At 58.5% G+C, this 22,160-nt stretch carries 20 protein-coding genes and 3 pseudogenes; 11 read left to right on the top strand and 12 right to left on the bottom strand.

What is annotated here, in order from left to right; translation table 11 throughout:
• Positions 1-83: 83 nt before the first annotated feature.
• A complete protein-coding gene (locus tag RHIBUN_RS0129020; protein WP_025662294.1) occupies positions 84-1,277 on the bottom strand; it encodes a porin in 1,194 nt (397 codons plus the stop codon).
• A gap of 414 nt (positions 1,278-1,691) precedes the next feature.
• Between RHIBUN_RS0129020 and RHIBUN_RS34260 the strand changes: the two genes are divergently transcribed.
• The 8 genes and pseudogenes from RHIBUN_RS34260 (at position 1,692) to RHIBUN_RS0128985 (ending at position 9,634) form a co-directional block, all read left to right on the top strand.
• Positions 1,692-2,483, top strand: coding sequence for a hypothetical protein (locus tag RHIBUN_RS34260; protein WP_245271752.1), 792 nt, complete (start codon positions 1,692-1,694; stop codon positions 2,481-2,483).
• A complete protein-coding gene (locus tag RHIBUN_RS0129010) occupies positions 2,480-3,157 on the top strand; it encodes a L,D-transpeptidase (RefSeq protein ID WP_025662293.1) in 678 nt (225 codons plus the stop codon). Before RHIBUN_RS34260 ends, RHIBUN_RS0129010 begins: the two co-directional genes overlap by 4 nt.
• The gene (locus RHIBUN_RS0129005) at positions 3,154-3,708 is read left to right on the top strand and encodes an OmpA family protein (RefSeq protein ID WP_037217902.1); all 555 of its coding nucleotides are present in this window, start codon (positions 3,154-3,156) and stop codon (positions 3,706-3,708) included. The genes RHIBUN_RS0129010 and RHIBUN_RS0129005 overlap by 4 nt, the downstream gene beginning before the upstream one ends.
• 314 nt (positions 3,709-4,022) lie before the next feature.
• On the top strand, positions 4,023-6,653 hold the full coding sequence (locus RHIBUN_RS0129000) for an autotransporter outer membrane beta-barrel domain-containing protein (RefSeq protein ID WP_025662291.1): 2,631 nt from the start codon (positions 4,023-4,025) through the stop codon (positions 6,651-6,653).
• A gap of 416 nt (positions 6,654-7,069) precedes the next feature.
• A complete protein-coding gene (locus RHIBUN_RS0128995) occupies positions 7,070-7,588 on the top strand; it encodes a response regulator (RefSeq protein WP_245271751.1) in 519 nt (172 codons plus the stop codon).
• 185 nt (positions 7,589-7,773) lie between these two features.
• Positions 7,774-8,232 carry a ProQ/FINO family protein gene (locus RHIBUN_RS0128990; protein WP_025662289.1) on the top strand — a complete coding sequence of 153 codons (459 nt, stop codon included), beginning with the start codon at positions 7,774-7,776 and terminating at the stop codon, positions 8,230-8,232.
• Between the two features lie 133 nt (positions 8,233-8,365).
• Positions 8,366-8,452, top strand: a pseudogene (locus RHIBUN_RS35905) (GNAT family N-acetyltransferase); the annotation flags it as partial.
• 168 nt (positions 8,453-8,620) lie between these two features.
• The gene (locus RHIBUN_RS0128985; protein ID WP_025662288.1) at positions 8,621-9,634 is read left to right on the top strand and encodes a methyltransferase; all 1,014 of its coding nucleotides are present in this window, start codon (positions 8,621-8,623) and stop codon (positions 9,632-9,634) included.
• On the opposite strand, the gene RHIBUN_RS35900 is transcribed toward RHIBUN_RS0128985, so the two are convergent.
• The 6 genes from RHIBUN_RS35900 to RHIBUN_RS0128960 all read right to left on the bottom strand — a co-directional run bounded on the left by RHIBUN_RS35900 (position 9,523) and on the right by RHIBUN_RS0128960 (position 14,226).
• Entirely contained in the window at positions 9,523-10,170 is a 648-nt protein-coding gene (locus RHIBUN_RS35900) for an SDR family NAD(P)-dependent oxidoreductase (RefSeq protein WP_245271753.1), read from the bottom strand. The two genes, RHIBUN_RS0128985 and RHIBUN_RS35900, sit on opposite strands and share 112 nt — an antisense overlap.
• Complete coding sequence (locus RHIBUN_RS37660; protein ID WP_245271754.1) at positions 10,119-10,286, bottom strand: hypothetical protein; 168 nt, start codon at positions 10,284-10,286, stop codon at positions 10,119-10,121. The genes RHIBUN_RS35900 and RHIBUN_RS37660 overlap by 52 nt, the downstream gene beginning before the upstream one ends.
• Before the next feature lie 192 nt (positions 10,287-10,478).
• Entirely contained in the window at positions 10,479-11,501 is a 1,023-nt protein-coding gene (locus RHIBUN_RS0128975) for an AraC family transcriptional regulator (protein WP_025662286.1), read from the bottom strand.
• Positions 11,502-11,558: 57 nt separating this feature from the next.
• On the bottom strand, positions 11,559-12,389 hold the full coding sequence (locus RHIBUN_RS0128970) for an oxidoreductase (protein WP_025662285.1): 831 nt from the start codon (positions 12,387-12,389) through the stop codon (positions 11,559-11,561).
• A 331-nt stretch (positions 12,390-12,720) separates the two neighbouring features.
• Positions 12,721-13,194, bottom strand: a complete 474-nt coding sequence (locus tag RHIBUN_RS0128965) for a DUF2147 domain-containing protein (RefSeq protein WP_025662284.1) — start codon at positions 13,192-13,194, stop codon at positions 12,721-12,723.
• Positions 13,195-13,416: 222 nt separating this feature from the next.
• Positions 13,417-14,226: a methyltransferase domain-containing protein gene (locus RHIBUN_RS0128960; RefSeq protein ID WP_245271750.1), complete on the bottom strand. Its 810-nt coding sequence runs from the start codon at positions 14,224-14,226 to the stop codon at positions 13,417-13,419.
• Between the two features lie 398 nt (positions 14,227-14,624).
• Between RHIBUN_RS0128960 and RHIBUN_RS0128955 the strand changes: the two genes are divergently transcribed.
• The 3 genes and pseudogenes from RHIBUN_RS0128955 to RHIBUN_RS34250 form a co-directional block, all read left to right on the top strand.
• Positions 14,625-14,879: a type II toxin-antitoxin system Phd/YefM family antitoxin gene (locus tag RHIBUN_RS0128955; protein WP_018859803.1), complete on the top strand. Its 255-nt coding sequence runs from the start codon at positions 14,625-14,627 to the stop codon at positions 14,877-14,879.
• Complete coding sequence (locus RHIBUN_RS0128950; protein ID WP_025662282.1) at positions 14,879-15,286, top strand: type II toxin-antitoxin system VapC family toxin; 408 nt, start codon at positions 14,879-14,881, stop codon at positions 15,284-15,286. Before RHIBUN_RS0128955 ends, RHIBUN_RS0128950 begins: the two co-directional genes overlap by 1 nt.
• 97 nt (positions 15,287-15,383) lie before the next feature.
• Positions 15,384-16,235 (top strand): annotated as a pseudogene (locus tag RHIBUN_RS34250) (tyrosine-type recombinase/integrase); the annotation flags it as partial.
• Positions 16,236-16,590: 355 nt separating this feature from the next.
• Here RHIBUN_RS34250 and repC read toward each other — a convergent pair.
• From repC to RHIBUN_RS34245, 5 genes and pseudogenes are all read right to left on the bottom strand, one after another.
• Positions 16,591-17,808 (bottom strand): plasmid replication protein RepC, encoded by a 1,218-nt coding sequence (gene repC, locus RHIBUN_RS0128930; RefSeq protein WP_025662279.1) that lies wholly within the window; start codon positions 17,806-17,808, stop codon positions 16,591-16,593.
• A 154-nt stretch (positions 17,809-17,962) separates the two neighbouring features.
• Entirely contained in the window at positions 17,963-18,976 is a 1,014-nt protein-coding gene (gene repB / locus RHIBUN_RS0128925) for a plasmid partitioning protein RepB (RefSeq protein ID WP_025662278.1), read from the bottom strand.
• 75 nt (positions 18,977-19,051) lie between these two features.
• Positions 19,052-20,257, bottom strand: coding sequence for a plasmid partitioning protein RepA (gene repA, locus RHIBUN_RS0128920; RefSeq protein WP_025662277.1), 1,206 nt, complete (start codon positions 20,255-20,257; stop codon positions 19,052-19,054).
• Positions 20,258-20,706: 449 nt separating this feature from the next.
• Complete coding sequence (locus tag RHIBUN_RS0128915) at positions 20,707-21,003, bottom strand: hypothetical protein (protein ID WP_025662276.1); 297 nt, start codon at positions 21,001-21,003, stop codon at positions 20,707-20,709.
• A gap of 737 nt (positions 21,004-21,740) precedes the next feature.
• Positions 21,741-22,160 (bottom strand): annotated as a pseudogene (locus RHIBUN_RS34245) (tyrosine-type recombinase/integrase); the annotation flags it as partial.

Below are 22,160 nucleotides of genomic sequence, written 5' to 3'. Positions count from 1 at the left end.
ATCCAACCGCGCAGTTCTTAGCCGCTACAAGCCAGGCCCTCGTTGAAGGGGCTGCGCGCTCGAACGGCGAGCGTGCGATATCGCTAAAATTTCAGTCTGGCGCCTGCGAGCACAGCATAACTGTCTTGGACACTTGCGACGTCGTCGTCGTACGAATATGTGCGTGCGCCGACAAAAAGCTCGGTCTGCCAATAATCGAGATTCTGTACGACTTGCACACCGTAGGAATCGCTATCCGTTCCCTTGCCCTTGATGTCCCGACCAAAATAGGCGTCGACGGAGAAGGCTGTCTTGCCGACTTCAAAGATATCCGTCTGGTAACCAACCTTGGCATAGCCGTAGTGTCCATCGATGGACTCCTTGTCCGAGTAGCCGGCTGCAAGGGTAAGGCTCAGGCCCGTTGGCTGATGTAACAGTGAAACCGAGGCGTCGTAGATCGAATTGCCATCGCCCGGCCTCGAAAACGCCAGTGCGCCGCCGATTTTGACGTCCCCGAGCGTTTGGTCGTATCGCAACGCAATGTCCCACACGGCGACGTCAGTCGGCTCAGGTACAACTTGCGTCCCGAAGGACGACGACACGCTGAATCCGCCGAAGGAGGGGGTGTCGTAGCGGAATCGCAATTTTCGGCCGAGACCATCGTAGTTTGTGAAAGCGTCCTTGACGCGTATTGAAGAGAGCGTTCCATCATCAAATCTGAGGAACGGTCCGCCGGCCATGTCCGAGATAAGCGAATAGCCGACAACGGAGGTGCCGGACAAATCGACTTCGGCGCTGCTATCGGATGCCATGCTACCCTGGCCGAACCAGAACTTCCCGTAGTTCTTCGACTCCATATAGACTTCTGCTTTTCGCAGAAGCTGTGCCTCCCAATCGTAGTCGCCCTTGTTGAGCTGATTGACGTTCGTTGTCGAATAGGGCGTCCATTCCCATTCGAGATTTCCGCCCACCGACCAGTTGTTCTCCATCTTGGAGTAAAAGCGAAAGCCGGCGCGTGTCGAAGAGTTGCCATTGTCGACGGGGAAGTAGTTGTCAGTCGAACCGCCGTCGTCGTAAACCAGCAAGCCTTTGTTGATCTGGCCGTAAAATTCCAGGTAGGCGCTGTCATCTCCGAGCCGCAGTTTCGGGATCCAACGCTCCTCCGCCTTACTCGTCTCAGAGGTTTTCTGAGCCGGTTTCGCGACCTCCTGCCCTAGCGCGATCCCGGCCGGCAGACACAATGCGAGGAGAGAGTAGATCGGCGCATGCACGGCACTGTATTTAGCTCGTCGCATCATGTGTCCCCCGGGGCGTTCCGTCAGCATGGGTAAGTGTCAACGTTGCCCGCGAGGGACGCCAAATGCCAATCTACTGATTCGTCTTCCCCATCGCAATCACGCCGTAGCTGCCGGACTCACGTTTCCATATAGATCCACGTGAGCGAACATCGCAGGAAGATACAAGCCATTTCCGGTATGATACCGTAAACTACGATGCCTCTATCAGTTGTGGTTCCGAATGCGGATCCGACGGCGGCAAGCCATTGATTTCCGTTCGTCTGTCGGGATTGGCGCGCGGGACTTGGTCGCGGTTCAAATATACTGACGGTGAGCAACGCCCTCTGTATTGCCTGCGCCCGGCACCTTCCGGTCCGGGGCGCCGAGTGGTAGAAAAGGTTGATCTTTTCTGAGCCGATCGCGATGGAGACCACCGTGAAGCGAGCAGTAGCGGCGTTTACTGCGGTTGCCATTGCAACTATTGGCACTCAATCGAGCATCGGCAAGGCGGCGGAGGGTCGACCAGTTTTTCTGGGCTGGCAGACGTCCTGCGGCGCAGATGCCGGCGCCATCAAACATGTCAAGGACACCTACGTCTTTCACAACAGCTCGAACCATTGCAGCGGCGGGATATTCCACCAGCGGGCGGAGTTGAACTCCACAAACATCTCGGTGACCAGCAGGATCACTTACGTATTCGAGACGAGGATGTCGATGAAGACGTCTGGGGACAACGACTTCATCCTTTTCCAGGTCCATGACGGACGGATGGGCTGCTCGCCGCCAATGAGCCTGCGCTGGACCGGCGGCAACACGCTTCGGTTCGACAGTGACTACACCCGCGGAAAGGGGATGGCCGGCTGCTTAGAGAATTGGGGACTGCGCAACGCAATCTACGACGGGCAGACGCTGAAACGTGACGGAACGACGTACGATCTCGCGGTGACGGTGGTCTTCGACGGCAGGGGTAGCTTCGACGTCACCGTGCGGATTGACGGTGCTGCAGTCTTGTCCGGAAAATACGAACCGTCGAGCGACCCGCAATTCCTGACGTCGAAGCGGTTCTTCACGGGTGCTTCGGCAAGGATAGGTCCGGCATGCGACTGGGACAGGGCGGCAGCCGCATCCACCGAGGATGCAGAACAATGCATTTTTATTCTTGTCGGCCACGAAAAATCTGTTTTACATGAGCGCCTCGCTGCTTGGCTTTCGGGGGGATGCCGATGAGGTGGACACGCAGGGATATTTTGCTTGGCGGTTTGGCTTCGGTCGGAACCTTGGCGACGGTCGAGAAGCCGACTTTAGCTGCGACCGCTTCCTATTTTTCCGGAACCAGTATCGACAACGGTGTGACGTTCCGAAGCACGAACTTTTCCAAGATCGACAGGAAGTGGCACCGTCAGGTTGTCAAATATTTCAGCAGCGAGCCGATTGGTACGGTTGTTGTCGATACGACGCATCATTTTCTCTACCTGATCATGGAGAACAAGACGGCCATTCGCTATGGCGTCGGTGTCGGCCGCGAGGGCTTCAAATGGTATGGCCGCGCCACGATCGACCAGAAGGCGCTTTGGCCGCGCTGGACGCCGCCGCCGGAGATGCGTCAACGTCACCCCGAGCTGCCCGAGTCGGTAGATGGTGGTTCACCGAAGAACCCACTTGGGCCGCGCGCGATGTATTTGCTTCGCGACGGCGTCGATACCGGCTATCGTTTCCACGGTACTCTGGAGCCAGGCAGTATCGGCAAGGATGCCTCCAGCGGCTGCATTCGCATGTTCAACGAAGATGCAATCGATCTTTATCAGCGCTGCCCCATCGGCACCGCGGTACAAGTCCTGCCCCACATTGCCGATCAAGCTCAAAATGCCGCGCAGACGAACCAAGCGGTTCCGGTCGAATGAGGAATATCACCCTGATGTCTGTTTTAATCGGATGTTCTAGGCCTCTCGTCGCTGCGGCCATGCTCTTGACGCTTGTCGCGTGCAGCACCACCGATATCGCCGAGGTGGAGAAGCCTGCCGTGGCGCCGATGACCGGACAGACCAACGATCCGGCGCCCGGCTTCGAGAACGTCGCGGCCGGAAGCGAACAGGACTTCATTCTGAATGTCGGCCGACGGACCTACTTTACGCAGGACTCCGCCACGCTTGATACCGTCGCCAAGGCAACGTTGGATAAGCAGGCAACCTGGCTCAACAGCAACCCGCAATGGCTGGTCAAGCTGCAGGGATTTGCCGACGATTCCGGATCTGGTTCAGCAATGACGACACTTTCACAGCGACGCGCCGATGCAGTGATGGCCTATCTGGTTTCGAAGGGCGTGGACGCCAGCCGCGTATGGGCCAAGGGCTACGGCAACGATCGGGAAGTCCGCGACTGCACGAGCCGCTCCTGCAAGGTGCAAAACCGGCGCGTCATATCCAATCTTCGTACTCAGCGCGACTCGGTCTGACCGCAGTATTGGGCGCACAGCGAACTGACCAACCGGTTGCGCAACGCTTCAGCTATTTTCCGGTTGCGGATGCGATGGCATTGGCAGCATACGCAACCTGCATTGCTTTTCTTGGGACAGACCTCAACCGTCATTCCACGTTCGACGTTACCGCTGCCTGAGCGGCGCGTACTGAGGTGGAAAGGTCACAGTCAAACACGGCTCAAAACGCCTTCGCTCCAAATGTTATTTGCAAGCTTCACAATCAGGTCGAGCTGTACAATGATGAAGCCACTGCTGGGGATCCCTTAACGCGTACGCCGGAGAAGCGCAGTATGACGAAATGGAATGGATCAACGAAGTACCGTCGCACATCGTTTCCTTCTCCCCGCAAACAATCTCTTCCTCCCCTAGTCGGCATCCTTAGCTTCTTCATCACTCTGCCGGCGTTCGCGGATTGCGATCCGGCAAGCCCCACGTCCGGTCAGACGGTGACCTGCACGGGCAATCCGTCCGGCTACAGCAGCACCGCCAGCCTCGGCACGCTCACGGTCGATATCCTCTCCGGTACCAACTTCAACGGTCCGCTCACCCTTTCCAATATCGGCACTCTTGGCGTGACCACCGCGGGAAACCTGCAGAGCGTCACGCTCAACAACAACGGTTTCATCACCTTCGTAAATTCCGGCAACATCAATAGCGGTCTGGTGATTACCGGCAATGGCACCTACTCGGTGACCAACAACGCCAACGCCTCCATCAACTCGGTCTTTTCGTTCACCGGCAACAGCAACAACACGATCACCAACAACGGCACATTGAACCCGGGCATCACGGTCAACGGCGACGGCACGACGACGATCCTGAACAATGCAGGATCCTTCATCAACAATGGCGTCTTCATCAATGGCGCAAGCCAAACTCGCATCGACAACCACGGCACAATCCAGAGCAATACGCTGCTCGGCACCGGTAACGATACCATCGTCAATTACGATCCGGGGCAAATCAACGGCACCGTCGATCAAGGCGCCGGGAATGATCTTTTTCAAATGCTGGGCGGCCGGGTGAACACATCGGTCAACCAATCCGCAGGCACAGACCGCTTCGAGTTGTCGGGCGGCGAAGTCACGGGCTTTCTCAATGCGGGAGCCAACGATGATTCGATGCTATGGTCCGGCGGCCTGATTGGCGGCATCGACATGGGCGACGCGAACGATGTGGCTCTATTCCAGGGATTGACCGACACGCAGCTCAAAACGATCCAGATCAACGGCGGCCAAGGCAACGACACGCTGACCTGGCAGAACACTCAGGGGAGCAACCCGAATCGATTGATCAACTGGGAACTGATCTCGCTCGAGCAGGGCTCGACCCTCAAGATGAACAACAATCTTGTCCTCGGTGATAGCGGTACCGGCAGCGGCGCACTGAGGATCGACTCGACCAGCGTGCTGAACGGCAGCGGCTTCCAGTCCACGATTTCGCCAGCGACCGCAGGCGGACGTGTGACTGTAACCAACGCCGGTGTGATCGACCTCACAACCGGTTCGAACTCCACCTCAGACACGCTCAAGATTGTCGGCAACTACGTCGGCAATTCTGGTCAGTTGTGGCTCCAGAGTGCGCTCGGCAACGACAGCTCGGCGGCGGACAAGCTCGTGATCGATTCAGGAACGGCGTCTGGATCGACTGGTATTGTCGAAACGAATGTCGGCGGCGCCGGTGACGAGACGGATCAGGGGATCTTGGTTGTCGAGGCGGTCAATGGAGCCACGACCGCGAACGGATCATTCTTTCTAAGTCGCCGCGTCAGCGCGGGGATCTACGAGTATCTGCTGTACAAGGGCTCGTCCGTGCCGGGCACGGTAAACAACTGGTATCTGCGCAACGAGTCGGGTGACGAAGGCGGTGGTGGCGACAACGGCGGTGGCGACAATGGCGGCGGCGGTGACGGTGACGATGGCGATGAACTTGACGGAGACGGCGGCGATCCGGGAACCTTCGATCCCGGCCCGACGATCCGACCCGAGGTTCCGATCATGACGGTCGTTCCGGCAGTGTCACGCGGCCTACTCAGGACGACGCTCGGCACCTTCCACGAGCGCCACGGCGAGCAGGATTGGATGGCCCGTGAGCAGGCTGGCAACGCAGTCTGGACGCGCGTCTTTGGCGAGAGCTACGATCAGGATCTAACCCGCCTACTCGACGAAAAGTACGATGGGCAGGCCTTTGGCTTCGAAATTGGGGCGCCGTTCTACGAGCGCGAGGGCAAGGGCGTGCTTGATACGTTCGGCGTCTTTGCCGGCTATTCTCGTGCGTGGGGCGACATCACGGCGGACGCGCTTAATCTCAACAGCATCCACGTCGGCGATCTTTCGATCGACAGCTACAGCATTGCCGCTTATTGGACCCGAACCTGGGACAATGGTAGCTACATCGACGGCGTCCTGATGAATTCATGGCTGGACACCGACACCCACTCGATAGGCGCATATGACAGCAGCTTCAACGGCGATGCAGTGACGGCGTCACTGGAGACAGGGACCAGGTTCAGAGCAACCGATCATTGGGATATCGAGCCGCAAGCGCAAATCATCTGGCAGTACCTGAATTTCGACGAGGCCCACGATCCGGGCGGCACAATCAGCTATGACGACAACGACGCCTTTACCGGACGGCTCGGCGTGCGCCTGCAAGGCAACTACGAGTACGAAGGCAAACCGCTCTCGCCGTTCTTGCTGGCCAACCTCTGGCACGAGTTCGAAACGACCGATGTCGTGACTTTCAACACATTCCCGGTCGACGCCACTCGCAAGGCGACAATGCTGGAACTTGGCGGAGGTATAACGGCGGATCTCTCCGAGAATGTGCGGGCCTACGCCAATGCATCCTATTATTTCAACCTTGGGGGCGAAGACTTCAGCGCCGTTTCCGGGCGGGTTGGGTTGAGGATCGTCTGGTAGCGGCTGGTCCACATGACACGACTGGAATGGAGTTGCCGCCACAATCTGCCGTGGATGCGATTACGGGCGCGCGGCAACAATTTCACTTCCGGCCAGACCGGACACCTTGCGTTGCCCCGTCGAGCGGGAAAGAACCGACAAACGTGGCTCATCTCCCGCCACGCTGCGGCGTCAGGTGTATCTCGATCAGATCGCGGATGCATCGCCGATCAACGTAGCCGGGATAGCCTGCCCGAGTGCCCAATAGACGCCAATGATACGTAGGTGTCGCGGCATACAGGAAAGGACTAGATCCATATCCTGCGCGATGCCCAGCGTCGGCCTGAAGACGAGACTATCATCTCGAAAACGCGTTCGGTGGCGGGACGAAGCCTCCGCAAGCCGATCGCGCTCCAACGACCGACTGACTTTGCAAAGTGCGGCAGCATATTGTTGCAATGCATCAATCGTGTTTAAATCCAGCTCCGGACAAGGAGGTGGCCTTGCAGCAGTCAGCAACCGGGAAAGAAGATTCGCATAGGATTCTCGTCGTAGAGGCCGACGCAATCCTGCGCGCTTCGATGGTTGCAGCTATCAGGGCCGCGGGCTTTCGCGCGATTGAAGCTGAAACTGGTGACGGGGCATTGCGATGTCTCGATCGCCACGGTGATATCGCCCTGGTGTTCACGGCGATAAACATTCCTGGCAATGTGGACGGTGTCGCCTTGGCGGTTCAAATTCACCGCGACTGGCCGGACATTGCGATCGTCATCACATCAGGGATCGTCAGCCTCAGGCAATCGAGCCTTCCTCGCCGCTGTCGTTTCCTGAAAAAACCCTACCGCCCGGATGATGCCATCGTCTGCTTCAGGCTGCTGTTGGAACTGGACCGAGAGGTCCCAGTCCTTGGGCCTCAGTCGCGCCATGCCGGCGTCATTGGCCTGGGAACGAATTGACTTCCAAAGGCCGATTGGCGGGGCGGGCACCGAGGTTTGACTGGACACTGAAATGCCTTGCCTTGCTTCCACCGCATCGAACTTGACTGCGCCTTGATCCATTCCCAACTGAAGCCGTGAAGCGGTCTCGTTTGTCAAACTCGCTTCACGATCGCCCACTAGGACGAAGCCAGAGGTGACATTCGATGACCAAGCCGTGGACTTACAGTCGTGGGCCGATTGAGGCCAACGAGTCCGATCTTGCCAAGGCGGGGGACATCAACGCGCTGCTGCGCCAGCCCATTGATGTTTTGCCTGCGGCGATCGGCGATCCGATCAAACCGTTTGCAGTCGGTCTCTGGAACGAAGTTCGTCCACTATTGAAGCCGGACATCTCAGTAACGACGCTTAGGAAAGCGACCGGAGCCTACATCCACTCGAAGCGATATTTCTTTGCGACTGCGCAACCGGACTCAATGCGTTTTGATCTCCAGGGCAAGCCGATCGAACCTGTCTCCACTGCAGATCGTCTGTCCGCCCAGGCACGCTATCAGCGTATCAAACGATCCGATTTGCAGCTCGACCCTGACGCCGACATCGCTGCCCTTCTCCCCTCGAAGGTAGACCGTATCCGTGCCGGTTTGCTTGCCAGGCGGCCAACTTAGCCACTGTATCGTGAAGCTCCGCTCTTGCAGCATCGAACCTGACCTTGATGAGTAAGCGGGGGCAAAATCGGTGGCAGCGCGTTGTCGTTGGAGACGACGGTGATTGTAGGGATGTACTGCCCCCGAACTAATCGGAGGGAAACATGTTTGCAACTGCGGCTACATGACAGACACGGCGGCAAGTGGTCGAGGCACGGCTCGTCGGATGCATGAGCTTTCGCCTGCTCACGTAGTGCTTCTTGATTAATTGCAGGACATCGCAAAACGCTTTATTTTCCCTTACAGGGTGCCTCGACGAGACGGGCCTCGGCATGCCAGGCCGGACCGCTTCGGTTTCCCGCACCAATCCCAGATGCTGTTCGATGATACGATCAGGAGGAGAGGTACGATGGGCGAAACGACGCCGGACAACATCATGCAGCTCGGCATGGGGTTCTCGGCCTCCAAGGCCATGCTCAGCGCGGTCGAGCTCGGCGTCTTCACCGCGCTCGCGGCCGGCCCGGCCAACCTCAGCGACCTGCAGGCCAGGCTGCAACTGCATCCCCGCGCGGCCAGAGACTTCTTCGACACCCTGGTGGCCCTGAAGCTGCTCGAACGCGAGGACGGCCGCTATCGCAACGCCCCTGATACAGACCTCTTCCTCGACAAAGGCAAGCCCTCCTATATTGGCGGCATCCTCGAAATGGCCAATACCCGGCTCTACGGTTTCTGGGGCTCGCTGACCGAAGCCCTGCGCACCGGAGAGCCGCAGAATGAAGCCAAGCATAGCGAAGACTTCTTCGCCGCGATCTATGCCGAGCCGGCGCGGCTGCGCGGGTTCCTCGAAGCGATGAGCGGGATCAGCGCCGGTGCGGCGCAGGCGATCGCCGCCCGGTTCGACTGGTCGAAATACACGACCTTCGTCGATGTGGGCGCGGCTCAGGGCATGGTGCCGGTGGTGATCGCGCAAGCGCATCCGCATCTTCAGGCCATCGGCTTCGACCTGCCAGCCGTGCAGCCGGTATTCGACGAGTTCGTCGCCCGACAGGGTCTCGCTGACCGCATCCGCTTCCAAAGCGGCAACTTCTTTGACGGCCCGATGCCGAATGCGGATGTGATCTTGATGGGGCACATCCTGCACGACTGGGATCTTGCCGAGAAGAGGATGCTCTTGGAAAAGGCCTTTGCCGCGCTGCCGAACGGCGGGGCCGTGATCGTCTACGATGCCGTCATCGATGACGAGCGCCGCTTGAACGCTTTCGGCCTGCTGATGAGCCTGAACATGCTGATCGAGACCCCCGGCGGGTTCGACTACACCGGCGGCGACTGCCAGGCCTGGATGCGCGACGCCGGTTTCGTGGCCACGCGCGTCGAGCCGTTGCTGGGGCCGGACTCGATGGTGATAGGCTTCAAGCCTGACTGAGCGCAAACCGCGACCGCGGCCGGTGGTCCGCAAGATCGACCAAAGATGTCGATCGCCTGGCGTGCCGGGGGGCAAAATCGGTGGCAGCAGTTTCGGTGAGCGAACATAGAAGTGTGCATAACCCGGCGTTTTGAGTCTAGATCGAGAGCCCGGGGATTCTCCTGCAGGGGCAACTGCATCGCCTCGAACGCCCATTTAGAGGCGTGATAGAATCCGATGATCGGGCTTGCGACGAGGCCTGCCACACTGGAAACGCCGATGATATGGCCGCTCCCCTGCTTGCGCAGCAATGGCAGAGCTGCCTGGATCACGCGTAGCGTGCCGAAGAAGCTGGTTTCAAATTCCGCCTTGATGTCGGCTTCCGCCGTTTCCTCGACTGCACCCACAAGCGCATAGCCGGCATTGTTCAAGACGATGTCCAATCTGCCGAAATGGCCATCCGCGCGGTCAATCGCGCTGCGAACCTGATCGGAGTCGGTTACATCTAGGGCGAGCGGCAGAACCGCGTCGCCATACCGAATGGCGAGATCGGCGATACTTTCGAGCGAGCGTGCCGTGGCAGCGACTTTGTCGCCGCGGTTGAGGCAGCTTCCGCCCAGATGCGACCGAAACCGCGGGAGGCGCCGGTGATGAACCACACTTTGCCAGACATTCTGATCCCCTTGAATTGATTGCTTGCTTCAGATGCCCCCGGCATTTTTTAGTACCAGCGAGGGCGTGCCGGCGCAGTCACCGACGGCGCCGATCGGATTGCGGGAAGCGCCAAAAGGTTTTTACTGTTCAATACTGGAGGATGGTTTCGCCGTTCCCTGCGAGGAGTGGAGCGTGTCCACTTCCGTCTGTATCAATGCAATGAAAGGATCGCTGGCGCGTCCCGCCCGTTCAATTCGCGCCATTGCAGCGGTGTCAGCCCTTCCCAGTCGCGAAACGCACGATAGAAGGAGCTGCGGTCCTGATAGCCCAGCAGACATGCAACCTCGTCAATGTCGGTGGCCGGATTGGACAGGAGCTGGCGTCCGAGGTCCTGGCGCGCTTCCGACAGCAGCTCACGGAATGTCTTGCCCTCGTCGGTGATGCGGCGCTGGAGTGTGTTGAGGTCCTGGGCGACCTGCGACAGCTCGGGCCGTCCACTTGCCAGGCTTCGTTTCAGCACGACCTTGACCTGGTCGCCGATGGAACTGCGGGCCTGCAGTTCACCCATAGCAGCGGCAAGCGCAGGCGTCAGAATATCCAGGAGTTCGGGGTTGTGCCCCGGAAACGGCCGGTCGAGATCGGAGGATTTCAGAACAAGTTTGTTTCGGGTAGCACCGTACTTGATCGGACATCCGAAGAAGGCCTGATGGAGATCGCTCTTCGGCCCCGCACTCATGAACTCGACGCGAAGAGGCGCTAGCGGCCGCCCGGTCCCGCGACGGCCGAGTTCAACCAAGAAAGCAAAGGCGACGTCGGTGGCGATACCCGGTTCCGGCTCGCTGGCGTATATCCAGTCGCTGGTGATCGAGACTTCGCCTTTCTCTTCGTTAAAACTTAACTGCTCGGGGGTGCAGAGCCGTTTAAAGCGCGCGACACGGTAGAGACCATCGCGATAATCCCTGGAATGAAAGGCCGCCAGGGTGGACGGTGGATGGACGGTTGTATCGGCTTCGCGGACCAGCCGAAGCCCAAGGGCAGGCTCTGGCGCCAGTTCCTCGAGCGCCCGGAAAATCGAGAAATACTGCGCCGTCGTCACCATGCCATTTTCGCTAAGGTGCAGCGTGGCGGGAAGCCGGGCCTGACGCAGAACCGCGGATGGCGGCAGGCCGATCCTTTCGACCGCACGCCAGAACGCCAGGGGAACCTTGCATTTATCCGCCGGTATTGCCGTCATGCGGGTTGGCCTTTTCGCAGTACTCATAAAGGATGCCGGGTTCGATTGCCCGAAATTCTATCGCATCTGGCTCATGATGATATGATCGAACATACGGTCACCAAGCCATTTGCGGATAGCGATCATCGGTTTCGCGTACTTGCCGGCAACATAGCGCGTACGTGGCCTTCTTTCGCTGACGGCCGTGGAGACGACATCAGCGATCACCTTCGGATCAGTGCCGCGACCATGACGATAAGTCGCCTTGGTGGTCTTGGCGACGGCCTGCGAGACCTTGGCATAGGCGCCGGCGCCCGAGCGCTTGACCAGGCCGTCGGCAACCACATCGCCGAAGCCGGTCTCGATCAGACCCGGCTCCACGATCACCACATTGATGCCGAAGGGTGCCAGTTCCAGCCGCAGGCTGTCCGACCATCCTTCGAGGGCATGCTTGGTGGCATGATACCAGGCGCCGAGCAGCGTATAGATCTTGCCGCCCATCGAGGTGATGTTGACAATGGTGCCCGCCCCCCTTTGGCGCATCGCCGGCAAGAGAAGCTGGGTCAGGCGAGCCGGGCCGAAGACGTTGACCTCGAACTGGTATCTAGCCTCGTCGAGCAGAATGTCCTCGACTGGCCCGTAAAGGCCGAAACCGGCATTGTTGACCAGGACATCGACACCGCCAATTTCCGTCAAAATTGTGCTGACGGCAGCCTGGATCTCGTTGTCGTCGGAAATATCCATCTGCAAGGCACGCGCGCCGATTTTCTCCAGATCTGTCATCTTGTCGACGCTTCGTGCGGCCACGTAGACCCTGAAGCCGTCGGCGATGAGGCGCTTGGCAATTTCCTTGCCGATGCCGGAGGATGCACCGGTTACAAGTGCTGTTTTCTTGCGGTTGTCGATCATGTTTGCCTCTCTGTTCGTGAAATCACAGATAGGGCCTCGCCAGCATTAGGTCATTGACGGAACATGCCATCACTGTTGCATATTGCGCCAATGGCATCGATGGCGCCAAGAAAATTGCCGTTCGGAGGAACAGCGCCATTCTTAGTCGAGAGACAAGCCAGCAGCGGTTCCGTCTCATCCCAGGAAGGCAGGTCGGTTATACTCAACAAATCGGGCGGGTGCCGCCTCATGTGGCATCCGCCCGACGCCGAACCGGCGAGTTCCCAACATGTGCGGGGGCGCTACTTATGTTGGAAACCCGTCGGCTGAGCTCATGTCCGCAATCACAGAGTCAGCCGCCCACGCGGTGGAAGGCCCGCGTTTGTCCGAGTGCGGAGATACCGATATAACCGCGGAGAGTCATTTTGCCGCCCTGCATGGTAATCTGGCAATTATAGGTGCGGCCCGAGGAGCCATCGTAGAGCGCGCCGCCGGTCCAGCTCCCATCATTCCAACGAAGACCGGTGATGAAGATGACATTCTTCATGGAACTGGAGCGCAAGGCCGGATCAGGGTTTTTGGCGTCCTTCTTGAAAGTGACGTTGTCTGCTTCCATCAATTGATTGCCATAAAGCAGGCGCGCCCGGAACTCCGTTCCTTCCTTAAACATATCCAGTTTTACGCTGCCGTCGTCGGCCTGCCATGTTCCGACGATAGCGTCGGCCGGAGAAGCCTGCTGCGCATGGGCCACCGGCACCGCGGCCAGTCCGATTGTTGCCACTGCCAGGAATATGGCAGATCGCCTTGAGACCTTTGACACGTTCATAAGGTGAAACCTTTTCAATAAATCGATGTTGATGCATCCGCGCAGGAAAGACGAGGACCTTCGTTCCGACGGCCATCTCTGTCGCGACCACAGTACCGGCCGATTTGCATCGGCCTGGGGCAGTCCGATGTTGTTGTCGTCGGACGCGAGGAAGATTAATGGCCTGCCGGGCACTCAGCAGTGACCGAGCACGTCAATCCAGTTGCGCAGTCCGCCAATGAGCTATTTACCAGGCCGGCGGGTGGTAATCCGATAGACCGCGGCCGGTGGGAGGTTCCGAAAGGTTCGGTCCACCTGCGTTGCGTTCAGATCAAGATGATCAAGAACTGACCGGGGGACAGGACACTTGCTCATATAAGTGAACTGGTAGAATGCGCCGCCGGGCCGCAGGTGCCGGAAAGCTCCTTCGAGGATCTCCATCACCTTGCCTGCCGGCATGGTCAGTAGCGGAAGGCCGCTAACGACGGCGCCCACCGACGTCTCTGGTGGAAATTTAAGATCTTGCAGACGTGCAGCGTCCATCGACAGTACCCGGGCACCTGGAAAGCGGCCCTTGAGGCGTTCAACAAACTCTTGACTGTACTCGACCAAAGTGAGGTGTTGGGGCCTGACGCCGCGTTCGATCATCTTGGTCGTAAACACGCCGGTACCCGGCCCGAGTTCGATGACATGCCCCGTTTGTGGTGTGATCTCCCGCGTAATGATCTCGGCAAGCGCTCGTCCTGACGGTACGATGGCGGCTATCTGAAACGGTCGCGCGACCCAAGCCCGAAAGAAAACCAAGCTATCGCTCTGCATCCCGCCTCCTGCGAATGTGGCGAAAACGGAATGCGGTTCGAATGAGTGTGCCGCTACCAACCTGCTGCCGCTTCCAAAGCTGTTCGACAAAGCCTCGATGTCACCGATCCAAAACGGATCGATCATCCCCGAGGGCGCGGAAAAGGTATTGATTGGCTGCAGGGTTTGCAGTGACAGGGTATGCCAATCGAGTGGCAGATTCTGCCAACCAGCTTTATCGAGCGCTTTCGTCAACCGACAACCAACCGGGAGAGTGCGTCATGACTCGGCATGGCAGATCCATTCATATGGTCTGCTCAAAGCAGAGCCGGTCAACGGGAGGGCCTGCGCCAGTCCCAATGGCGACGGCTTATCAGCGGGGCAAACGTGCTCTCAATCACCACGAAAATCTCGGCAATCACACCTGCAAACACCACTCTCGGCTTGCTGGGACCGACAAGCGCCGCTGCCATCAGCGGCCCACCGGCAGATGACGGCACCCGAAACCCTAAACCTTATCGGATGTTTCTTTCTTCTTTAGAGAGGCCACCGAATCAGGCCGAAATCGCCATCGATCGGTGGAAATTTGCGCTTTCACCCGCCGGAAAACAGGTATATATGGCTAGACAGTCTAGCTAGTTTGGAGCAAAGCAATGGAATGGCAACTGCAGGATGCCAAGAACCATTTCTCGAAAGTGGTGCAGAAGGCACGACACGAGGGGCCGCAGATCGTCACGCTTCGTGGAGAGCGCACTGCCGTGGTGCTGTCCGCCCACGACTATGACGCTCTGCGCGCCGGCCGACCGACGCTGGTCGACGATCTGCTTGGCGGTCCCGCTTGGGACGATGAGCTCGCCGATGCTGTCGAGGCGCGCGCCAAGACGCCAAGCCGCGACGTGGCCTTCTGATGTATCTGGTTGACACCAACATCGTTTCGGAGGCGCGACGCGGCACGCCGCAGGCGGTTGCTTGGCTGCGCTCGGTAGACCCGCTTAGCATCCATCTGAGCGCGCTGACCCTCGGCGAAATCATGCGCGGCATTGCGCTGAAACAGAAGTCGGATCCGAAGGCCGCCGCTCACCTCGCCGAATGGCTGCGCAAGCTGCGCCACGACCATGGCGACCGCATCCTGCCGGTGACCGACCAGATCGCCGTCGAATGGGGCCGCATCGCCGCGATCCGGCCGCGTGGCGATATTGACGGGTTGATCGCCGCGACCGCCATCGTCCACGACCTGATCCTCGTCACGTGCAACGTCAAGGATTTTGAAGACACGGACGCATCTGTGATCAATCCCTGGGAGACACCGGCGTGAGCGGCTCAGCGACGGGCTCGGAACCCGCAAAAAGTCTATCTCTCCCACCCGGGTGGTGTAACGGTCGACGCGAATCCTGGTGGCACTGCACTCCCCTCCCCCCGACCCCCAGGTCGTCGGCCTCTACATAACCGCCTGCGCGTCAGGCGCCACAACGGCCGACCGCAAGCCCAACTCGGTCACAACAATCGAACGCCGTCTCTCTTCGCTGTCCTGGAACTACGCCCAGCGTGGGAGCGTGGGGGCGAGAAAACTTGATCGCAGAGACCGCGCCATCGCCACGGTCATGGCCGGCAACCGCAACACCCATGCTGCCCCTCCCCGGCAGAAGGAAGCCGTGCTTCCGGAAGACTTGCTCGACACCCTCGAAACCGCGCTACATTGCGGGGCTTGCACGATCGCGCCATGCTGCTCATCAGCTTTGCCGGCGGCCTGCGCCGCTCGGAGATCGTCGGACTGGACCTTGGTCGCGACCATACGGAGACGGCCGCGGCTGGATCGAGATCCTCGACAAGGGCCTGCTCGTCACCCTGCGCGGGAAGACCGGCTGGCGAGAGGTCGAGATCGGCCACGGCTCGTCCGACACGAACTGCCCGGTCGTTGCCGTCGCGACCTGGATCAAGTTCGCCCGGATCGCCAGAGGTCCGCTCTTCCGTCGGGTCCGGGGCTAGAGCAAGGACGTTGGGCCGGACCGATTGAATGACCGGGAGGTGGCACGTCTCGTCAAGAAGGCGACACTTGCCGCCGGTGTTCGCGGAGATCTGAGCGAGGGTGATCCGGCCGAGAAATTCTCGGCCATTCGCTGCGTGCCGGCCTCGCGTCCTCGGCCGAAGTAGACGAGCGTTGCGTCCAGAAGTAACTCGGCCATGCCAGTGCGGAAATGACCCGCAAATATCAGCGCCGCCACGATCGCTTCCGGATCAATCTCACCAGGGCGTCGGAGCTTTGAAGGCCCCACCCTTATCGGGGTTGCGAGATCGTTAGGTAAAATTCACGCGTCTGATTTTCAGCTTAGCGCTCCAATTGAAATCGGGAAGTAAAAGCCACACTTGGTGGGCGGTTCTGGACTGGCGTGACGTGGTCGTGAGCATTTTCTGGTCGGGTCTAACATCCTTGACATTCCAAGAGGTCGCGCTGATTGCGGAAGTAAACCAAGCATTCTTTTCCGTTGCTGGTTGGTGGCCAAACCCCAGGTATACGTTGATGACTTCGGCAAAAGAGCAAAAGCGCTGCCTTTTGGACGTCATTCGTGGTTCCTGATGATGATTTGTCTCGACGCAATAGGCACCGAAATGGCCAGGTTTCTAAGTGATCGTGCGAGCGCGGCCCTCTCCTAAATTCGCGCGCAACAGGGCCATCAGCATCGGCGTGGGCGAAAATGCTTTCTGGCGAGCGCGTCGGGTTAAATCCTTCAGATAACCGCCGGCCGAGTTGATATGGCGAGCGCGCTCAAGGATACAGGCGAGAGTGATGGCAGTGTTTTCCGGTCCCATCACATGGCAGGCATCCTCAAAGGTGGCGGAGCTGACGCCGAGCATCGATCTGACGACGACCGATGCGGCCATCAGGTCCCGCCAGGTGGCAATGGTTCCTCCTGGTCCGTAGGCGCCTATGTCTGTGCACGCCCTGAGAACCATGCTCAGTGGCACGGTCTCGGTGCGGCTTTGCTCAGATCCGTGATGGGCGTCTGGTTCGCAAGCGAGAGTTTTGCGGTCACGTTCGGATTCAATATGAGATTCAGTGTAAGAACTCTGTGTGTGGTGCTCACTGTGAGCATCATTGGTGCTTGGATTATCGGAATCTGAGTGGAATTTCAGGATATTGATGACTTCGGACAACAGAAGGCCCATATCGTTCAGAGCGCGATTGATGGTCTCAAGGCTGGCCGAGTGGTTCAGTGGTTTCATCAGGGCGGTGCATGCTTCGCTAATGCTGTCCCAATCGCCACTGACACCTTCCTGGCCGGCCATGGCGATGAGCTTGCGAACATCGCGCCGGCAGATTGTAAGCTTCTCCCGGGCTCTGCGGATCGCTGTTCGTTCTGCGACAACCTGATTGGCAAACGCTGCAAGCTCGTCTGCGCGTGCAAGCAGCGGTGACAGATCGAACCCGAAGGCACTCTCGATCTCCCCTCCCCTGCCCCGGTGGGCGTAGCGCTTGCCGTTCGCACTGTCCTTGCGCAGGATGAGACCTGCCTCGACGAGGAAAGCGAGATGCCTTCGAAGCGTTGCTCCGGCGATACCATGGGCGCGAAGCGAAAGCTGCGCATTCGAAGGGAAGACGACAAGTTGTGCGTCCTGCCTTAGCTCATTTTCCGGGTAGAAACTCAAGAGGGCATCGAGGACGGCCAGACTTCGGTCCTTGAGGTCAAGCATCACCTTGGCCTCGGAGACGTCGCGGAAGATCTTCCACTTGTTTGCTGATTTTCCTTGCCTGATTTCGGAAACGATTTTCTGGCGTTTCACGAGCGCAAGCGTCATCGGCCGCCGCCCAAAGGGCGTCGTTATGTGTTCACCGTGCATTTTCCTTCACCTTTCAGAAGGCAAAAGAAAATTGCTCACCAAAACGGTGCCAAGACTCTTGACTGCGATTCGAGGAAATGCGATTCTCTAAGTGTCTAGTTCAGAGGAAGGCTTCCGCGGCGGCAACGTTGAGGGGGCCTTTTTCTTTTGCTGTTCAGTCTCCCGTTTGCTGTTTTTCGGTTGATCTTGAATACTGCTCGAAGAGGCTGTCCATATTGCTGGAGAGCCACAGGCCGAAGGATTTGCCCTTCGGATTTCCAAACTCCATCACAAGGCCGTTGGCCTTGGGTTTTGCCGTCACGCTGACGGACTGATCTTCCGGAGCCCAGGCCGAAACGGCGGGCTTCTGCTTGGACGGACGAACTGACTTGCTCGAGCTCTTCAGGGCCGTGAGAAGATAAAGAAATCTCGCGTCGTCGCTCGTGAGGGCGGCAAAGCCGTCCTCGTTCACCGTCTGGCATGCTCGCTGGGCCACAGACGGATTGAGGACGAGTTTCTTCAATTCCTCCCACCGATCTCGGCCGACGCCCTTGGCAGCCCCCAGAGCGTCCAGCACGCTGTCAGGAACGACTTCTGCAACGGAAAGCATGCGCGACAAAAGACTGTCATCGACGGTAAGCGCTGACTTAAGCACGTCGCGGGACATTCCGCTTCGCTGCAGCTTGCTGGCAAAGATCGCCTTCTCGATAAAGGTCAGATCGGCGCGGGCGGTGTTTTCCTGGCCTTGGGCGATGACGTGCTCGATATCGGCAAGCGGCTTGACGACGGCACGGACCTTCAAACCAAGCTCGCGTGCGGCACGCGCACGGCGATGGCCGAACACAATCATGTATCGGCCGTCATCGGTTGGATGCGGCCGCACGAGGATTGGGGTGGATTGGCCTGATAGGCGAATGGCCTCCCGAAGACTGGTATATGCCTCGTCGTCGTCGCCAATCCGATCGGCAACGAAAGAACCATCGAGATCGCCTGGATCAAGCGATATGACGGTCTCGCCGTCAAGCACCCGCATGGAGGTCTCGGCAAGCTCGTCAAGGGACTGGATCATCGAGCGTGACGCCCCTCGCCGCGTATAGGAGGCGCGTGCTTCAGACGCAGTGACGGCGGCGCGGTCGACATCGTCGCCCAGCGTCGCCGTTACGCTCGCAAAGAGGTTCTTTCTAGCCATTTCCATCTCCGCCTTTGGTATTCATCTCCCTGAAAGCAATCGACTTTTTGATCCTTTGCACGGCTGTCAAAAACGTCACTTCCGTCCCCACGCGCCGTGGATCAAGGAAACAATCTCTCCATTGACCGCATTCAGGCTCTCTACCGCTCGTTCATAGGTGGAGCGGGTAAACTGCGACTTCTCAATTTCGTACAAGGTTTGCTTGGTGATGCCGGCATCCGAGATCGCGGTGGACTTCAGCATCTGGTTCTTCAACATGCGCTTGTTAAACAGCGCCTGGAGAAAACCGACCATCTGCGCCTGCGGCTGGTCCATCGGCTCATAACGCGTTACCAGGTAACGGAACCATTTCAGCTTGACCGAGGCCCCTGCCCCCTTGATCGATTCAAGGATGCCGCCAAGCATCAACAGGAACTGGCTCATTGACATGACGTCGAGCATCTGCGGATGGACGGTGATAAGAACCGCCGTCGAAGCGCTGAGCGCCGTCAACGTGAGATAGCCGAGCTGCGGCGGGCAGTCGATGATGACGACATCGTAGTCAGCGTCGACTTCCTTGAGGGCCTGCGAAATGCGGGTGAAGAATAGCTTGCCTTCTTGCTGGTTCTTGGATGAGGCGGCAAGAGGCGTCTCATACTCGTATTCCTGCAGTTCGAGATTTGCTGGAACGATGTCGAGGCCCGGGAAGTTCGTGGGCCGAATCAGCTCCTTGATCGACTTGCGCTCGCTATCGTAGCGGAGAGCCTCGTAGAAGGATGGATTGCGGTCGAGCTCGGGTTGGATGCCATGGAGCGACGTGAACGATGCCTGAGGATCGAGATCGACGGCAAGCACGCGGTGGCCGGTTAGCGCGAGATATTGCGCGAGGTGGGCCGCGGACGTCGTCTTGCCGGAACCGCCCTTGAAGTTGACGACGGAGATGACCTGCAGTTCCTCGCCATTGCGGCGATGCGGCACATACTTCTTGAAATCCGATCGGCCATGCTTGTCGAGATAACGACGCAGTTCCATCATCTGCTCGGCGGTGTACGAGCGACGGCCAGAGCCCGACAGCTGAGGCGCAGGGCCCTTGCCTTCGAGATGGAGCTTCTTGATATGGTTCTGGGTGACGCCGAGGTACTCGGCAACCTCGGCCAACGAGAAGTGCCTGAGGCCCTTCATAGCGTTCGGTGGGTACTGTTCCAGCCGAAGCATGTTCAGCTTGTCGGAGATGAGTTCGCCTTGTTCAAGGATTTCCTTGTCAAACTCAAGGTCTTCGATGAAGACTGGTGCCATGTTCATATCTTGCCATTTTCCGGAATAACGCTTTTCTCAAGCGATTTGCATCTTAAGCGTGATTTAGATGCGATTCTCTGAATGGCGCAAGAAGTTTTTAGTTAACAAAGGCTTAATATGCCCGGTTCTCCGGCAGAAACGCCTTCCAATGGCGAAGTGCGTACCGCAGAGCCGCTAAAAGCGAATCAACATGCTGATTTTGCGAGATATTTTTGGTGTTTGCACGGCTGTCAAAAGATTCGCGGCCGCACACTTCAAGAAATCGGTGTTGTCCACCGATAATTGTTTAGAGCAAATCGGCGTGGCGCCCATGCGATCGACAATGCCTGCGGAGGGATCTCCGCCGCTAACCCTAAACCTGTCGTCCGTCAGAGCCTCGGATCAACAAGAGGGCATTGAAGGACATGGGATGGCGAAGTCTCAAACTACGCCATCCCAAAAGCCGGACCGGCAGATCAGTTGTTATTGTCCGCGCAAGTGTCTTCGGTATTCTCTGTGTTGCTGTTACCGCCCTGGGTCTGCAACGAATTCTTTCCTTTGATCGACTTGCAGTTTTCCTTGTTGACTTTCTGGGTCGTGCTGCCGGTGGTCGTCTTATCAACCTTCTTCATCTTCAGGGGTTTGGTCGTGGTTGTGGCGGCGCCATGGTTCTTGTCCATGGTCGAGCCCGCCGGAGCCGGGTTTGACTGTGCAAAGGCCGAACTGGCAAGTCCGATGGCCAGGAGCGACGTGGCGACTAATTTCAGGTGCATGACTGCCTCCATAAAACCCCTGCGTAATTGCAACTAACTTTGAAACGGAGGTGAAAAGTCGTTGTTCCGAGATTCGATCGACAAACCGGTGCGGCACTGTCGTGACCATGGCGATTGGGGGGCTCCGAGGCGCGGACCGTCAGCGCCTTTGATTCAAGACGACCTTCGCAGTAATTGCCCGTCGCAATTGCTGTCAGGACGGATTGAGGTCCTGGAGGATGGAGAAATTTGCGCAGCTCGCGTCTACATTTCCGATCCGGATCAAATGCTCGGACCTTGCCGTCAGAAATGCTAGTCGCACGGCCTTTGCATTCTTGGCCCGCACCAGGAGCCCTTGGTGTGCAAAGAGAAGTCCCGAGCGGCCTGAAAGCTCGAATGCGACGTGTTCGCTATGGCCATCATCAGCAATTGTAATCGTCGCCAGGCCGGATTGCATTGTGAGTTCCCCTCTGATTCCGGGCCAGCATCGTCGACTTCGTTGGAGGCTACAACGGGTTGCGGCAGGCAACCCACAGGATCGTGGTGCACCTTGCAGCGCATCATATATTGATGGTCAAGGACAGAAGCAGCTGAAGCCAAATGGCGAAGCAAGGAAGGAGGCTAAGGCTTCGGAGCCGTCTCCGGACGAGTCCGCCCTCGCGTCGAGCGACAGGCAGGCTGGCAGCTGGCGGATCAACTGGTTCAGGGAGTCCTTCGACGCCCAACCGAACGTCATCTTGGTGTTGGTTGTGATCCCAGAGCAGGCGGGCGACGCGCCCGCTGCGCCGCGACGCGTTGTCGTAATAGCTCGACGAGACTGGTGCCGTGACTGCTCCATTGCCTCGGGCAGAGGGACGCCGCGATTGGCCGCTTAGGTCAAATACCCCGACCGCAACCCATGCGCGGAGAAATCCCGAGGCTCCAACCCAGCCATCGCCACCCTTTGCTTGACGATATCGTTGACTGCCTTCGGATCGAGCGGACGGCGCGAAACATTGCCCCAGCGATCGATCGCCCGAAATATCGATCCCTTGTCGATGTTGGCGGCGTCGAGCCAGGCGTTCAACGCTTCGACCGGCCGGCCAGTGAGATAGACGACCTCATCCTGGTCGGCACCGGATGTTTTCGTGCGGCCGAGATGGATGGCGAGAGAGGGCAGGGGAGGGCCGTCTTCGACC

Source organism: Rhizobium sp. IBUN, from assembly GCF_000510625.1.
Taxonomy (GTDB): Bacteria; Pseudomonadota; Alphaproteobacteria; order Rhizobiales; family Rhizobiaceae; genus Rhizobium; species Rhizobium altiplani.
This window is presented reverse-complemented; position numbering and strand designations above follow the sequence as displayed.

Bases quoted from the DNA above. Each gene is read 5' to 3' on its own strand.
- RHIBUN_RS0129020 (WP_025662294.1), bottom strand. From the start codon at position 1,277: ATGATGCGACGAGCTAAATACAGTGCCGTGCATGCGCCGATCTACTCT.
- RHIBUN_RS0129010 (WP_025662293.1), top strand. From the start codon at position 2,480: ATGAGGTGGACACGCAGGGATATTTTGCTTGGCGGTTTGGCTTCGGTC.
- RHIBUN_RS0129005 (WP_037217902.1), top strand. From the start codon at position 3,154: ATGAGGAATATCACCCTGATGTCTGTTTTAATCGGATGTTCTAGGCCT.
- RHIBUN_RS0129000 (WP_025662291.1), top strand. From the start codon at position 4,023: ATGACGAAATGGAATGGATCAACGAAGTACCGTCGCACATCGTTTCCT.
- RHIBUN_RS0128990 (WP_025662289.1), top strand. From the start codon at position 7,774: ATGACCAAGCCGTGGACTTACAGTCGTGGGCCGATTGAGGCCAACGAG.
- RHIBUN_RS0128985 (WP_025662288.1), top strand. From the start codon at position 8,621: ATGGGCGAAACGACGCCGGACAACATCATGCAGCTCGGCATGGGGTTC.
- RHIBUN_RS37660 (WP_245271754.1), bottom strand. From the start codon at position 10,286: ATGTCTGGCAAAGTGTGGTTCATCACCGGCGCCTCCCGCGGTTTCGGT.
- RHIBUN_RS0128975 (WP_025662286.1), bottom strand. From the start codon at position 11,501: ATGACGGCAATACCGGCGGATAAATGCAAGGTTCCCCTGGCGTTCTGG.
- RHIBUN_RS0128970 (WP_025662285.1), bottom strand. From the start codon at position 12,389: ATGATCGACAACCGCAAGAAAACAGCACTTGTAACCGGTGCATCCTCC.
- RHIBUN_RS0128965 (WP_025662284.1), bottom strand. From the start codon at position 13,194: ATGAACGTGTCAAAGGTCTCAAGGCGATCTGCCATATTCCTGGCAGTG.
- RHIBUN_RS0128955 (WP_018859803.1), top strand. From the start codon at position 14,625: ATGGAATGGCAACTGCAGGATGCCAAGAACCATTTCTCGAAAGTGGTG.
- RHIBUN_RS0128950 (WP_025662282.1), top strand. From the start codon at position 14,879: ATGTATCTGGTTGACACCAACATCGTTTCGGAGGCGCGACGCGGCACG.
- repC (WP_025662279.1), bottom strand. From the start codon at position 17,808: ATGCACGGTGAACACATAACGACGCCCTTTGGGCGGCGGCCGATGACG.
- repB (WP_025662278.1), bottom strand. From the start codon at position 18,976: ATGGCTAGAAAGAACCTCTTTGCGAGCGTAACGGCGACGCTGGGCGAC.
- repA (WP_025662277.1), bottom strand. From the start codon at position 20,257: ATGAACATGGCACCAGTCTTCATCGAAGACCTTGAGTTTGACAAGGAA.
- RHIBUN_RS0128915 (WP_025662276.1), bottom strand. From the start codon at position 21,003: ATGCACCTGAAATTAGTCGCCACGTCGCTCCTGGCCATCGGACTTGCC.